The organism is Microcystis sp. 49638_E5, assembly GCF_021300285.1.
Classification (GTDB): Bacteria; Cyanobacteriota; Cyanobacteriia; order Cyanobacteriales; family Microcystaceae; genus Microcystis; species Microcystis aeruginosa_C.
Genome location: NZ_JAJTDH010000129.1, coordinates 1 through 13,239, shown reverse-complemented (window position 1 = coordinate 13,239; position 13,239 = coordinate 1). Strand labels below are relative to the sequence as shown.

At 43.2% G+C, this 13,239-nt stretch carries 10 protein-coding genes and 1 pseudogene; 5 read left to right on the top strand and 6 right to left on the bottom strand.

From position 1 onward, the window contains the following. A pseudogene (locus LW728_RS21600) lies at positions 1–123 on the top strand (DUF29 domain-containing protein); the annotation flags it as partial. Between the two features lie 170 nt (positions 124–293). Here the strand turns inward: LW728_RS21600 and LW728_RS21595 are convergent. The 5 genes from LW728_RS21595 to era all read right to left on the bottom strand — a co-directional run bounded on the left by LW728_RS21595 (position 294) and on the right by era (position 5,146). Next, on the bottom strand, positions 294–569 hold the full coding sequence (locus LW728_RS21595; RefSeq protein WP_043999947.1) for a MoaD/ThiS family protein: 276 nt from the start codon (positions 567–569) through the stop codon (positions 294–296). 106 nt (positions 570–675) lie between these two features. Further along, entirely contained in the window at positions 676–1,980 is a 1,305-nt protein-coding gene (gene thrC, locus LW728_RS21590) for a threonine synthase (RefSeq protein ID WP_002750866.1), read from the bottom strand. A 785-nt stretch (positions 1,981–2,765) separates the two neighbouring features. Further along, complete coding sequence (rsmD, locus tag LW728_RS21585; protein ID WP_287768183.1) at positions 2,766–3,311, bottom strand: 16S rRNA (guanine(966)-N(2))-methyltransferase RsmD; 546 nt, start codon at positions 3,309–3,311, stop codon at positions 2,766–2,768. A gap of 3 nt (positions 3,312–3,314) precedes the next feature. Continuing rightward, positions 3,315–3,992, bottom strand: a complete 678-nt coding sequence (locus LW728_RS21580) for a uracil-DNA glycosylase family protein (RefSeq protein ID WP_287664235.1) — start codon at positions 3,990–3,992, stop codon at positions 3,315–3,317. Between the two features lie 197 nt (positions 3,993–4,189). Beyond that, entirely contained in the window at positions 4,190–5,146 is a 957-nt protein-coding gene (gene era, locus LW728_RS21575) for a GTPase Era (RefSeq protein WP_004163584.1), read from the bottom strand. Positions 5,147–5,181: 35 nt separating this feature from the next. Here era and LW728_RS21570 point away from each other — a divergent pair, with 35 nt between their 5' ends. The 4 genes from LW728_RS21570 to LW728_RS21555 all read left to right on the top strand — a co-directional run bounded on the left by LW728_RS21570 (position 5,182) and on the right by LW728_RS21555 (position 10,751). Further along, positions 5,182–5,949, top strand: a complete 768-nt coding sequence (locus LW728_RS21570) for a DUF6816 family protein (RefSeq protein WP_004163583.1) — start codon at positions 5,182–5,184, stop codon at positions 5,947–5,949. Positions 5,950–6,180: 231 nt separating this feature from the next. Beyond that, on the top strand, positions 6,181–7,167 hold the full coding sequence (locus tag LW728_RS21565; protein ID WP_287768178.1) for a serine/threonine protein kinase: 987 nt from the start codon (positions 6,181–6,183) through the stop codon (positions 7,165–7,167). 416 nt (positions 7,168–7,583) lie between these two features. Further along, on the top strand, positions 7,584–9,128 hold the full coding sequence (locus tag LW728_RS21560; RefSeq protein ID WP_287768177.1) for a serine/threonine protein kinase: 1,545 nt from the start codon (positions 7,584–7,586) through the stop codon (positions 9,126–9,128). Positions 9,129–9,470: 342 nt separating this feature from the next. Continuing rightward, positions 9,471–10,751 (top strand): HhoA/HhoB/HtrA family serine endopeptidase, encoded by a 1,281-nt coding sequence (locus LW728_RS21555; RefSeq protein WP_287768174.1) that lies wholly within the window; start codon positions 9,471–9,473, stop codon positions 10,749–10,751. A 581-nt stretch (positions 10,752–11,332) separates the two neighbouring features. On the opposite strand, the gene LW728_RS21550 is transcribed toward LW728_RS21555, so the two are convergent. Continuing rightward, positions 11,333–13,012, bottom strand: coding sequence for a WD40 domain-containing protein (locus LW728_RS21550; protein WP_287768172.1), 1,680 nt, complete (start codon positions 13,010–13,012; stop codon positions 11,333–11,335). Positions 13,013–13,239: the final 227 nt, after the last annotated feature.

Genomic DNA, 13,239 nt, shown 5'->3' with positions numbered 1-13,239 from the left:
GTGGCAATTAAGGAAGGGAAACTTGCTCAATTTGGTGTTCGGATTCCCCCAGAAAATGATTATCCTCAAATTTGTCCTTTCTTGCCAGAGCAAATCTTAGATGAGAACTTCTATGGCAATTGACCAAATGTGTCTCAGCTTATAATAATATGAACAACCACAAAGGCACAAAGGACACAAAGATTAGGTTTTTCTGGCAAACCTAACTAAAACTTACCTGAAGAAAAGCCCCCAGAAAACATCACTTTCTAGGGGTTTAATTACAATTGACGGAAAACAAACTTATGGGGAGGTTAACCTCCAGCCACCGCAGGAACGATACTGACTTCATCGCCATCTTTTAAGGGGGTTTTTGTCCCATCGAGGAAGCGAATATCTTCACTGTTGACGTAGAAATTTAAAAAGCGCCGGGGTGCGCCCTCTTCATCGCATAAGCGGGCCTTAATACCGGGGAAACTTGCTTCTAAGGATTCGATTAAATCACCGACATTACTAGCACTACACTCGACGGTAGCCTTATTTTTTGTAAGTTGTTGCAGGGGAGTGGGAACGAGAACTTTTACGGCCATAGATATCAAGGAAAAAGTGGAAAGGACAGTAAGCTGCGCGCAAATTTAAATTGCTTGTGGAGATGAGGCAAGGGGATAATTGCCCCATCATCCCCGAACATCAATTCTAGACGAGAACCTGTTGCCATTCGAGGCGTTCGAGGGTGCGGGAACGTTCCAGGGCCCGTTCAAAGCTTTCTAATTTCGGTTCGATTAACAGGGGTTCACCGATATAACCCTGTACCGCTTCTTGGGTTTTTAGACCATTACCAGTGATATAAACGACCGTGGTTTCTTCGGGGTCGATTTTACCCGCTTCTACTAATTTTTTCAAGACAGCGATAGTCGTACCGCCTGCGGTTTCTGTGAAAATGCCTTCCGTTTCTGCCAAAAGTTTAATACCTTCGATAATTTCGGCATCGGTGACGGATTCAATATTACCGCCAGTTTTACGCGCAATATCAAGGGCATAAACACCATCGGCGGGATTACCAATAGCGATCGATTTGGCGATAGTATTGGGTTTAACTGGGGCGACAAAATCCCGTCCTTCCTTGAAAGCTTGGGCAATGGGGGAACAACCCTCCGCTTGAGCGCCACTAAAACGCACTGCTTTATCTGCCACCAAACCGACTTTGACGAATTCTTGGAAGCCTTTATAAATCTTGGTAAAGAGGGAACCACTGGCTAAAGGTGCGACAATATGGTCGGGGAGTTTCCAGCCTAATTGTTCAGCCACTTCAAAGCCTAAAGTTTTGGAACCTTCGGAATAGTAGGGACGCAGATTGATGTTGACAAAACCCCAACCGTAGGTATTGCCCACTTCTGAACAGAGACGGTTAACTTGATCGTAGTTGCCTTTAACTGCCATGACCGTGGGATTATAGATTAGGGTGCCGAGAATTTTACCCGCTTCTAAGTCGGAGGGAATGAAAACACAACAGTCTAAACCGGCGTGAGCGGCAATAGCGGCGGTGGAATTGGCGAGATTTCCCGTACTAGCACAGGAAACGGTAGTAAAACCTAATTCTTTGGCCCGGGTAAGGGCGACGGATACCACTCTATCTTTGAAGCTGAGAGTGGGCATATTGACGGCATCATTTTTAATGTAGAGATTTTTTAGACCCAAGCGCCGAGCTAAACGGTGGGATTTAACTAGGGGAGTCATACCCGTACCCACATCGATGGGATTTTCACTTTCCACTGGCAAAAAGGAACGATAGCGCCAGATGGAATTTGGACCTGCTTGAATGCTTTCTCTGGTAACGGTGCGACGGATGAGGTCGTAATCGTAGTCCACTTCTAGGGGGGCAAAGGTTTCTTCGCAGATATTCAGCGCTTTCAGGGGGTAAGAAGTCCCTCCTTCCTTAGAAACCAAGCGGGTAAAGGTGGGGATGAATTTTGAGGTTTTGATGTTTGTCGCTAGGGTCATGATTTTCCTGTCTTGCCGTCAACTGAATCTACACACATCCTATCACCGGCAAAATCTTGGTGTCAAATATACCCGACTATTTTTGTCGGGTATAAATTTATACAAAAACTAGGTAATATTCTGGGGAGCAGCAAGGGTTAAGGGGAGAGAGTTCGGCTGCCGTGTCAGGAAACTTCGGGGTAGTTTTAGGTCAAAAAAAGGACTAGGAGAAGGGATTTAAGTTTTTTAGGAGGTTACAGCCTATTTACTGCTAATTTTATCGAAATAAACCCTAATTTTTCTTTAAATAGCCTAAAAAGGGGGGCGATTAACTGCGGTTGCCAGAAAGTTTCTCGCTTTACTCAGGATAATTGTCAAGAAAAGTGACAAATTATGTGATTTTGTTGAGAAATAATAATTTTTCGGCTCTCCTCGACACCTATAGGTGAGCAGCAGAAGTTATTCAAAGAGGGCGAATGCAATTCGCCCCTACAATAATATGATTGCGCCAATGGTAAGGGCGCATCGCGTGCGCCCAAAATGTCATCTAGATATTTCGACCAAATTGAGATGCACCCAAATTATCCCTATTCTTCTTCCTTCCACACAAAAACCAGAAGAGCCATTTTTCTGGGCTGCCAAATAAAATTGACCATTTCTTGCGGCAGTACCCAGATTTCCCATTCTCCGCTTGTAATAAGTAGGGTCTGCTGAAAAAGTTTGTTGGTGGGGTTAGGAGACAGGAGACAGGAGATTATTTTTATTTATTCTCCCTTCTCCCCACTTCATAATTCATAATTCATAATTCATAATTCATCTGCTTTTTGATAAAAAGTTAACGTAGTATTGCCGTAGCGTTTTTGACGACAAATGGTTAAACCTTCTAGATTAATTGCTTGCCAAGATTTGGGATTATGTTCCACGGCAATTTCCCCCAGAGAATCTAATAAATTAGATTGAGAGATGGCAGTTAGTACCGGTAAATATAACCCGCTTTCGTAGGGAGGGTCAAAATAAATTAAATCAAAACTTTTCCCCGCTAAAGTGGCTAACTTTGTCAGTACATCCCCCCGAATTACTTGAAATTGCTGGGGAGAAGTTGCTAAATTGCGCCAATTTTCCTTGATAATTTCGCCAGCGCGTCCTGATTGTTCAATTCCGATTACTAGACTCGCACCTCGACATAAAGCTTCCGCACCCATGGAACCATTACCCGCACAAAGATCCAACCAACGACAGCCGGATAATTTCTGTTGCCAGATATTAAATAAAGCTTCTCGCACCCTTGCTGTCGTCGGACGGGTTAATTGTCCTGCTAGGGTTTTTATGGGACGATTGCCGTAAATTCTCATCGGTTAAAAGGCAAATTCAGTTAATCTTTTTTGTAATAAATCAGGAAAAAGAGCATAGTATCTTTGATTGAGAGGAGAGGGATGGGGGAGAGGCAATAAAGTCACTTCCTTTTGCTGTTTTAATCCCTGTTCATCGGTAGCGGTAAGGGTAACTAGCAGTTTTTTAGTAAAGCGTTCTTTATCAAGATAGAATTTATCTACTTCTCTGGGTTTACCGTAGGGTTCAAACCATTTAAAAGCTTCCGTGCCAAGGGGAATGATATGATCACCTTGCCAATAAAAAACGAGCAGTTTTTCTATAAATGGACGAAAACGATCTTTCACTTCCCCAGAATAAGCTTTATTACCAGGCGGTTTGTAGGGAACTGTATTAGTTAGGAAAATTCGATCGCACACCGATAATAACTCTTGACGATCATGGGATTTTCTCCCCTGCCAAGCTTGAAAAAATCCCTCTCTTACCATTCTACCGGCAGCCCCGATCAAAGGTTGTCCCGCATACACTTCATCTCGTCCTAAATCCCGGCCAAAAAAGCATAACTGACTAGCAAGATTACCAGCATACAAAACCGGTTCAAGGGGGTCTTTTTTTGCCTCTTGGTAAATCAGGGTATCGATGGGAAAATCCTCTTTTTTTGCCTCTTGGTGTACCTGTTTGATTAGGTTTGTAATATCGGCCATTATTCCAGAAATCAGTTATTAGTGGTTCTCCATTCTACTACAAAAGTGAAAATTATCAGCCGTCAGTCTTCAGAAGTCGGTCTTCAGAAGTCAGGAGATTATTTTTATTTTTTCTCCCCACTTCATAATTCATAATTCCCTCTTCCCGCTCACCAATTCATAATTGATAATTCATAATTCATAATTCCCCGCTCCCTTCACTCCTCGGTGCGATAGCCAAATTCTGCTAAAAGTGAGCGAGATTGTCGCCATTTCGGTTCTACCTTCACAAATAATTTTAAATATACCTCCCCAGCGATTAACTTTTGAATAGCCGATCGCGCGGAAGAGCCGATCGCTTTTAACATACTGCCATTTTTACCGATGACGATCCCTTTTTGGGAAGCTCGTTCCACGTTAATGGCGGCAAAAACCTTGGTTAAAGCGGGAGTTTCCTCGACGCGTTCAATCACCACCGCCACAGAATGGGGAACTTCCTGACGAGTTTGCAGTAAAATCTGTTCGCGGATTAATTCGCCCATAATAAACCTTTCTGGTTGATCGGTGACTAAATCGGGGGGATAGTAATAGGGACCGACTTCGAGGAAATCAATTAACAGATTTTGTAATTCTTCGATTCCCGTCCCCTCCAGTGCCGAAAACTTGAGCAGAGGCCAGTTATTTTCCGCCGCTAAGGTGCGATAACTATCGTCGATAGGCTCCGGGGCTTCCGGTTGCTGATCGGCTTTATTTAGCCCTAAAATCGTGGGAGTTTGGTTTTTAGTCAGTAAATCGGCAATATAGCGATCGCCATTGCCCAAAAAATTACTACTATCGACAACAAATAAAACTAAATCTACAGAATTTATGGCGTTTTCAGCATTTTTAACTAAAACTTTGCCTAATTCGTGATGGGGTTTGTGAATGCCGGGGGTATCGACAAAAATCATCTGGGAGCGCTCGTCGGTGACAATGCCGCGCAAACGGTTGCGGGTAGTTTGAGCGATGGGGGAAGTAATGGCGATTTTTTGTCCCACTAATTGATTCATCAGGGTGGATTTGCCCACATTAGGACGACCAATAATGCCAATAAAACCGGATTTAAAACCGGTCGGTGCGATGGGAATTACTGCCGAATCGAGATTAAAGGCTTGGGAGTTGATCAAATCGTTCATAATTAAAGAATATTACTTAAAAAATATTTTTACCCATGCAAAGGATAATTTTGTTCTTGTTAGTATTAATTCTAGGCTGTAGTAACCATTTAGAATTATCTATAGCGGGAAATTTAAGCGATCGCTTAACTAATTATCCTCGCTGGATGACTAAACCAGTGGTTAGTTTTGCCAGTGGAGATTTAGTTTATCCCGATTGGATGGTAGGCAATTGGACTGTCACCAGTACCCTAATCGATTTAACCGCTCCTCTTTCTCCCCAGATTATCACACCTGGTTTTGAAAGTAATCGTCGTTACCTAGAAAAATCGATCGAGTTTCCGGTGAGATTCATCGAGAAAGCTATTTCCAGACCGATAAATGCTGCCTTTTTATCCACTATTATCAGTAAACCATCAATTGTGGCCGATCGATCCTTTAATGGTTTAGCAATTAGTCGCGCCTATTTAGGTAATCAATCGGTATTATCGGTAAAAACTGACCCTAATAATCCCAATCGTCAGATTACCTTTTTACGCGGCGCTCATCAACTAATTTCCACCGTAATTGCCAGAAATAGCGAAACTCCTAGCCAAAATCAATTTATTGCCACGGAAATCAGTCAACAAATTTTCCGGGGAGAAACCAACACTTATCTTAATGAGGTGGAAACCACCACCGCCTATCAGTTATTATCTCCTAATAAAATTCTAGGCGATCAGGTGACAGCCATTTATCTTTCCCCCCAATCCCCGGATTTTTTCCAAGCGCCGAATCGTCCTGTGGCTTTGTATCGTTATCGCTTAGAATTGCTGAAAGATTAATAGAAATCCTGTAAAAATCAAAAATCTTCCCTTAGATGAGGAGACAGGAGGAGAAAAAAGACAAGAGATAATCCTAGCCATAAAACCTAAGATTAGGTCAAATTTATCTAATTGGGTCGCCAGTCGCCGGTCGCCGGTCGTTAACACCACATTAGGTTATACTTCTGGGAAAATGACATCGCTATTAAAATAAGTTTAATTAATGTTTGTGAGCAGAGGAGCTAGGAGTTAATGGTTTGGGATCTGGGCAAGAAAATTAAAGATGGCCAGTACAGGATTCAGGAAGTATTGGGTGAAGGAAGATTTGGCATTACCTATCGAGCCAGCGATCGCAATGGTGATTCAGTGGTGATCAAAACGCCGAGGGATGTGGGTTTTAAATTGTGGGAGTCTGAGCGTTTACAGAAACTTTTTTGGCAGGAAGCGAGTAAATTAAAAGGTTGTGATCATCCTCATATCGTGCGAGTTAAAGAGTTATTTTCAGAGGGTAAAGCTAACTGCATGGTTATGGAATATATTGATGGGACGACCTTAGATCGGCGATCAACAAAAATTTTACCAGAAAAAGAAGCCTTACGCTACATTGAGCAGATTGGACAGGCTTTAATGGTGGTACATAGTCGCCGTTTTCTGCATCGAGATATTCGACCGGGTAACATTATGATTCGGACTGGTAAACCAGAAGCGGTCTTAATTGATTTTGGTTTAGCCTTAGATTTTGATGAGGAATTAACCAAAACTCGTACCCAGGAATTAGCCTCAGGTTTTGCGCCTATTGAGTGTTATTCTCGTGATGCTAAACGCGGAGCTTTTACCGATATTTATAGTTTAGGAGCCGTGTTATACGAGCTTTTAACGGGTAAAATTCCAGTGAATGCGATGACTCGAAAAATTGATCATCAGCCTTTAATTGAGCCGAAAACCTACAATTCAGAAATCAGCCCTAATATCAACAAAGCAATTCTTTGGGCATTGGAATTAGACATAGATAAACGTCCTCAGTCAGTGCAAGCATGGTTTAAGGATTTAGGTTTGTCTATTCCCAAACCAGAACAATTTAAAATATCTCAACCCATTGTTATTAATTGGACATTAGTGTGGGCTGGTGTCGCGGCGATTGCTACTTTATTAACGGCTTTAGGTGTACCAGAATTGATGAAGCAAAAGTTTACACCTCAACCAACTCCGACAGGTTCTCCCCCATCTTCTCCTAAGTAGGTAGGCGTTAAAAATTATCAAATGCCCCCCTTATCAAGGGGGGATCAAGGGGGGATCAAACCCCCCTGGATCAAGGGGGGATCAAACCCCCCTTATCAAGGGGGGATCAAGGGGGGATCAAGGGGGTATCAAGGGGGTATCAAGGGGGTATCAAGGGGGTATCAAGGGGGGATCAAGGGCGATTGCAGTTCGATAAACTCACTAACCACAATGGGATGCAAGACGTGCCATTGGTGTAAACTTAAGCACCACCAAACTCCCGTAAGGGCGAAGCATTCGGGCAATAACCTATCGCTGAAACCGTAAATTTTTTATCCGAATGCTTCGCCCCTACAAACTCAAATACCAAAACATAAGCCAATTTTGAGACAAAAGCAGATTTTTTGGTATGATAAAAACAACTATTGCAAAATTCTATGGTTTGGCAAGCGGGACAACTCCTCCACAATGGCAAGTACGAGATCCTTGAGGTCTTGGGACGGGGAGGTTTTGGCCTGACCTATAAAGCACGTCATCGCCAACTCACCCTGGAAGTGGTGATCAAAACTCCTGATATTTTGCAAAAAAGAGATACGGAATACGAGGATTATGTTAGACAATTTGAGGCGGAAGGGCGCAAGTTAGCCAAATTTTCCCAGACTCCCCATGCCCATATCGTCCGTATTTCCGATTTTTTTACTGAAGGTCAAGTTCCCTGTTTGGTGATGGATTTTATTCAGGGTCAAACTTTGATGGAAAGGGTGAAAACTCAAGGAAAATTATCGGAAGCGGAATGTTTAAAATATATTCGGCAAATTGGCAGCGCATTAGAGGCAGTTCATCAAGCAGGAATCGTACACCGAGATGCTCACCCTGGCAATATTATGATTCAACCCAATGGGAATGCTATCTTGATTGATTTTGGCATTGCTAAAGAGATTATTCCGGCTGGTAGTTCGACGGATTATGCCGCAAATCCCAGTTTTGCCCCCTATGAACAAGTTTATCAAGGTAGCAAAGCCAATCGTCAGCCGAGCGTGGATATTTATGCCCTAGCCGCCAGTTTTTATTATGCGGTAACTGGGCAAAAACCGACTCCTTCAATGGAACGCCGTTTAGATAATCGTCCCTTAACATCACCGAAAGAAATTAATCCTAATTTAAGTGATCATCTTAACAAAGCCATTACTCTGGGGATGGCTTTGGAAAAAGAAAACCGCCCTCAGTCTATGTCCGATTGGCTTCAACAATTGGAATTACCACCGCCTCCTGTAGAAAAAAAATATCGTCAAGAAATAGTTAATCCCCCACAGCCAAGGAAAGAGCCAAAAGTGGCTGAAACAACAGCCCCTGTTAACCCAAAACCTTCTGAAAATTCTCTTCAGAAAAAACTCAAAGCTCTTCCCCGGGGTTGGTTAATCGGTGTGTTTCTTGTTGTTTTCGGTGTGTTTCTTGTTTATGGTGTAATTGGTTACACTTTAGCTGTCAGTTCAGCACGATGGCAAGTTTGGGCTGTGGCTGGGGTTGCGGCTGTGCCTTGGGCTGTGACTGGGGCTGTGGCTGGGTTTTGGCCTGTGTGGGCTGGGGCTGTGGCTTGGGTTGTGGCTGCTGTGGCTGGGTTTTGGGCTGCGGCTGGGGTTGTGGCTGGGGTTCTGGCTGGGGTTGCGGCAGTGGTTGGGTTATGGTTCTTATTGTTCTATCGATACTGGGAAAAAACAAATCAGTTTGCAACTGTCTTGTTTTTTGTTTTTCCTGGATTGATAGGTGGTATTACTTTCAGTCTTATGTCAGGGAATGTTCTTGGGGGAGTAGTAACTGGAATAGGGAGCATGGTAATAGTATCTACTCAGTTTGGTACTGCATTTGAGTTAGACAAGAAAAACTTTAGCTCCTTCGCTATTTTTCTGATTCTTGCGGTTACAAATCTAAGCGGTTTAGCAAGCGGTTGGTTATTGGCTTTTCTCCTGCATTCCAAAGGCTAACAAAACATAAAACTATCCTCATAATTCCTTTTTTTCTATTGTTATCTTCCCTAGATTAGGTTAATTAATGCAACCCAAAAACTAAATTGCGCCATAGTAGTGAGTCTATTCTGCTGAGGAGCATCTCACTTGTGCCATGCGTATTAATGCTTATAGCTGTCAAAAACTATAAAACAATGAGCTTGTAATCAAAAGTTCATGTCTGCGTCACAGTAAGTTCATATCCCCCGCCTAGATTAGAGATAGTCAGTCCCAAGCCGTTTTCCAAAACACTCCTCTCACACCCACGATTATTAGGACTGACTTTTATTCCCTTCTCAAAATGGTTAAACAATAAAAACTATGACTCGCAATATTTTTAACGATAATATTTCCCCGCTCAACGAAGGCAATCCCAAACGCTCCAAATCTTCTGCAATGAAAAAACTTTTTGCCTATTCCTCCTTACTGGTTTTGGGTGCCGGGTTAGGTATCGGGGCCACCTACGCCTACAGTCAAAATCCTCTAGAATTAGCCCAAAATATTGCCACCGCTACCAATAATCCTCGCCCCTCCACAGCAGCCGCAGCCGCTCCCTCAACCCTAGTTATTCCCACCAATTTTGTTGCTTCTGTGGTGCAAGAAGTGGGGCCGGCGGTGGTAAGAATTAATGCTTCTAGGGAAGTCAATGGCGGCGGTGATTTTTCGGAATTTGCTAACGATCCTGTTTTCCGTCGCTTCTTCGGTTCCCAAATACCAGAGCGAGGAGAAAGACAAGTTCAAAGGGGTACAGGTTCCGGGTTTATTATCAGTAATGACGGTAAAATTATCACCAATGCTCACGTTGTCGAGGGAGCAGATAAGGTGACTGTCACCCTCAAAGATGGTCGCACTATTGATGGTAAAGTTTTAGGTAGTGATCCTTTAACTGATGTGGCAGTGGTACAGGTGGAAACGAGCAATTTACCCACGGTTAAATTAGGTAATTCTGATAGTTTACAGGTGGGAGAATGGGCGATCGCTATCGGTAATCCTTTGGGATTAGATAACACTGTCACCACGGGGATTATTAGCGCCAAGGAACGCAATGGCTCCCAAATTGGTGCTAGTGATAAACGGGTGGATTTCCTGCAAACCGATGCGGCAATTAACCCCGGAAATTCCGGCGGACCTTTGTTAAATGCTCGGGGAGAAGTTATCGGAGTTAACACCGCTATCATTCAAAATGCCCAGGGTTTAGGTTTTGCTATTCCGATTAAAACTGCCCAAAGAATCGCCGAACAATTAATCGCCACGGGTAAGGTGGAACATCCCTATCTCGGTGTTCAAATGGTACAGTTAACCCCAGAGGTAAAAGAACAATTAGCCGATAGTCCCATGGCTGATAATTGGACTATCCCCGATGATTCTGGTGTCTTGTTAGTGCGGGTGATGAGAGATTCTCCTGCCGCAGCAGCAGGATTGCGATCGGGTGATGTGTTAAAGTCTGTAGGTGGTAAGAATGTCACCGATCCCAATGCGGTTCAGGAAATTGTTGATAATACTCAAATCGGCGATAATTTACCCGTAGAAATTAGCCGGGAAGGACAAAAAATTAATCTGAATATTCAAGTGGGTAGCTTGAATACTGCTAACAGATCCTAGTCTGGAAGATAAGTGGTAGAATACCTAAACTTTATAGAGAGCTTGTTACTAAGCTCTCTATATTTCTGGTTTTACTTTTGGCTCTTGAATTGAATAATTATAGCATTTATCTTAATGGTGAGATAAGTAGGTAGTCGTTAAAAATTATCAGATACCCCCCTTATCAAGGGGGGATCAAGGGGGGATCGGCACCCCCCTTATCAAGGGGGGATTAAGGGGGGATCGACACCCCCCTTATCAAGGGGGGATCAAGGGGGGATCGACACCCCCCTTATCAAGGGGGGATCAAGGGGGAATCGACACCCCCCTTATCAAGGGGAAATTAAGGGGGAATCGACACCCCCCTTATTAAGGGGGGCAGGGGGGATCGACACCCCCCTTATCAAGGGGGGCAGGGGGGATCGACACCCCCCTTATCAAGGGGGGCAGGGGGGATCGACACCCCCCTTATCAAGGGGGGATCAAGGGGGGATCAAGGGGGGATCAAGGGGGGATCGGCACCCCCCTTATCAAGGGGGGATCAAGGGGGGATTAAGGGAGAATCGAAAGATAGCTAAATACTTGACCCTAGGCTCACAATTTTACTGTTGGGAGATAGAAAATAAAAACCGCTCGTAAGCTCGATTAATTTTTTGCATAATTTTAATCGCCATGGCGGAGGAATTGTGATCGGGGTGATACTGACGAGCAAGCTGATAATATCTTTGTTTAACTTCTGAAAAACTGGCATTCTTAGAAATTTCTAAAACCTCCCACCAATCCTCGGAATCGGAGGGCAATATTTCTAATTCTCCTAACATTTCTGACCATATTTTTACCTTACCTCCATAACTACCTGTAATTAAAAATTGACCGTCAGGACTAAATTTTAAGGGAGCAGTTCCCCGTAAAACTTTAATTAATTCTCCTGTTTGTCCTTGCCAAATTTTAATTTCTGTTCGGGAAGCACTAGCAATTAAATGGCGATGAGGATTAATAGCAATACTAATAATTGCCTGCTCGTGTGCCTGCCAACTTTTAATAATTTCTCCTGTCTTTATATCCCAGATTTTAATCGTTTTATCACTACCGCCACTAATTAGATATTGACCATCATTACTAAAAGCTAAACTGTTAACGGCTGCCCTGTCACCGATAAAAGTTTGATAAGCATAACTATGATCAAATCGCCATAATTTAATAGTTTTATCATCACTACCACTAGCAATAATTTGGCTATCGGGACTAATAGCACAGGTATTAACTGCCTCCTCATGACCGATTAAAGTTCGCTTTAATTCTCCTGTATGATAACCCCAGATTCGCAGAGTTTTGTCGTTACTAGCACTAACAATAAATCTTTCATTGGCAGCAAAAGCTAATTGTAAAATGACACCATCATGGCTATGGGGAGCATTTACACGAGCGAAAAAACTACTTTTATACTGCTTAGTTTCTAATTGCCACTGACTAATTCTGCCATCTAATCCACCAGCAATAATCGATTTACCGTTAGGACTTATCGCCAGAGTTTGGAGCGGTTCATTAACTCCCACAAAGGAATAAATTAATTTACCCGTTTCTCGCTGCCAAAGTTTTATGGTTTGATCTTCTCCCGCACTAGCGATAATTTTACCATCAGGACTAACATCGATCGCCCCAATATTTTCCTGATGACCTTTAAGAGTTTGGAAACACTGCCAAGATAAACGCTCTGGAATAGTAATTTCTGTAGAATATAACTGTTGATTTTCCTGAACAGATACTTCTTCTAAAAGTCCCTGTAGTTCTGCCTCTAGATTTTTATATTTCCCCGTAACTTCTTGCCAAAATAAAGCTTCTTCGTACTCTCTAGTAATGCGATCAAAAAATTCTAGATTGCCATAAAAATTATTGTCGGAGTAGGTGGGAGATAACATTTTCATCAGTCCGTAGACTCCTAACCCGACTATCCCACCAGCGATCGCCATGGAACCAGCACCAACACCGAAAGCTGTACCTTTAACCGCGACTCCCACACCCCCAAAGGTAGAGTAGATACCGATTCCGCCAAGGCTTCCTATTCCCAAAGCTAACCCGACATTGTGATCGTTTGTTTCTAGTCCTTGCAGACTGGCATAAATTGCCGAACTTGTCAGGATGCCAATCCCCGTCATTCCCACTAAACCGACGCTTATACCGCCAAATCCGCCGACTAAGCCGATATTTCCCAGACAAGCAGATAAATTAGCTCCTGTGACTCCACCGATGGCGGGAATAACAAAATCGAGCTTTTTAGCCATATTTTTCCGAAATAATCAAGTTATTCATCGGGTTTCTCCTATAGAGTTTAGCCTAGTTTGTTATCGACGACCGACCCCCTGATAACTAATTTTTGATAAGCTATGAGACAGTAGTGCGAAACGTTTAGGCATGAAATAGGGAGCCAAATGCCCGAAATAACCGCCTAGTAAGGTCTTCAGTCCCCCGACTGAATCTAAGAGGTCAACCCAGACCAACCTTATAACTG

Coding starts and splice junctions, on each gene's coding strand:
- LW728_RS21595 (WP_043999947.1), bottom strand. CDS start 569: ATGGCCGTAAAAGTTCTCGTTCCCACTCCCCTGCAACAACTTACAAAA.
- thrC (WP_002750866.1), bottom strand. CDS start 1,980: ATGACCCTAGCGACAAACATCAAAACCTCAAAATTCATCCCCACCTTT.
- rsmD (WP_287768183.1), bottom strand. CDS start 3,311: ATGAGAATTTACGGCAATCGTCCCATAAAAACCCTAGCAGGACAATTA.
- LW728_RS21580 (WP_287664235.1), bottom strand. CDS start 3,992: ATGGCCGATATTACAAACCTAATCAAACAGGTACACCAAGAGGCAAAA.
- era (WP_004163584.1), bottom strand. CDS start 5,146: ATGAACGATTTGATCAACTCCCAAGCCTTTAATCTCGATTCGGCAGTA.
- LW728_RS21570 (WP_004163583.1), top strand. CDS start 5,182: ATGCAAAGGATAATTTTGTTCTTGTTAGTATTAATTCTAGGCTGTAGT.
- LW728_RS21565 (WP_287768178.1), top strand. CDS start 6,181: ATGGTTTGGGATCTGGGCAAGAAAATTAAAGATGGCCAGTACAGGATT.
- LW728_RS21560 (WP_287768177.1), top strand. CDS start 7,584: ATGGTTTGGCAAGCGGGACAACTCCTCCACAATGGCAAGTACGAGATC.
- LW728_RS21555 (WP_287768174.1), top strand. CDS start 9,471: ATGACTCGCAATATTTTTAACGATAATATTTCCCCGCTCAACGAAGGC.
- LW728_RS21550 (WP_287768172.1), bottom strand. CDS start 13,012: ATGGCTAAAAAGCTCGATTTTGTTATTCCCGCCATCGGTGGAGTCACA.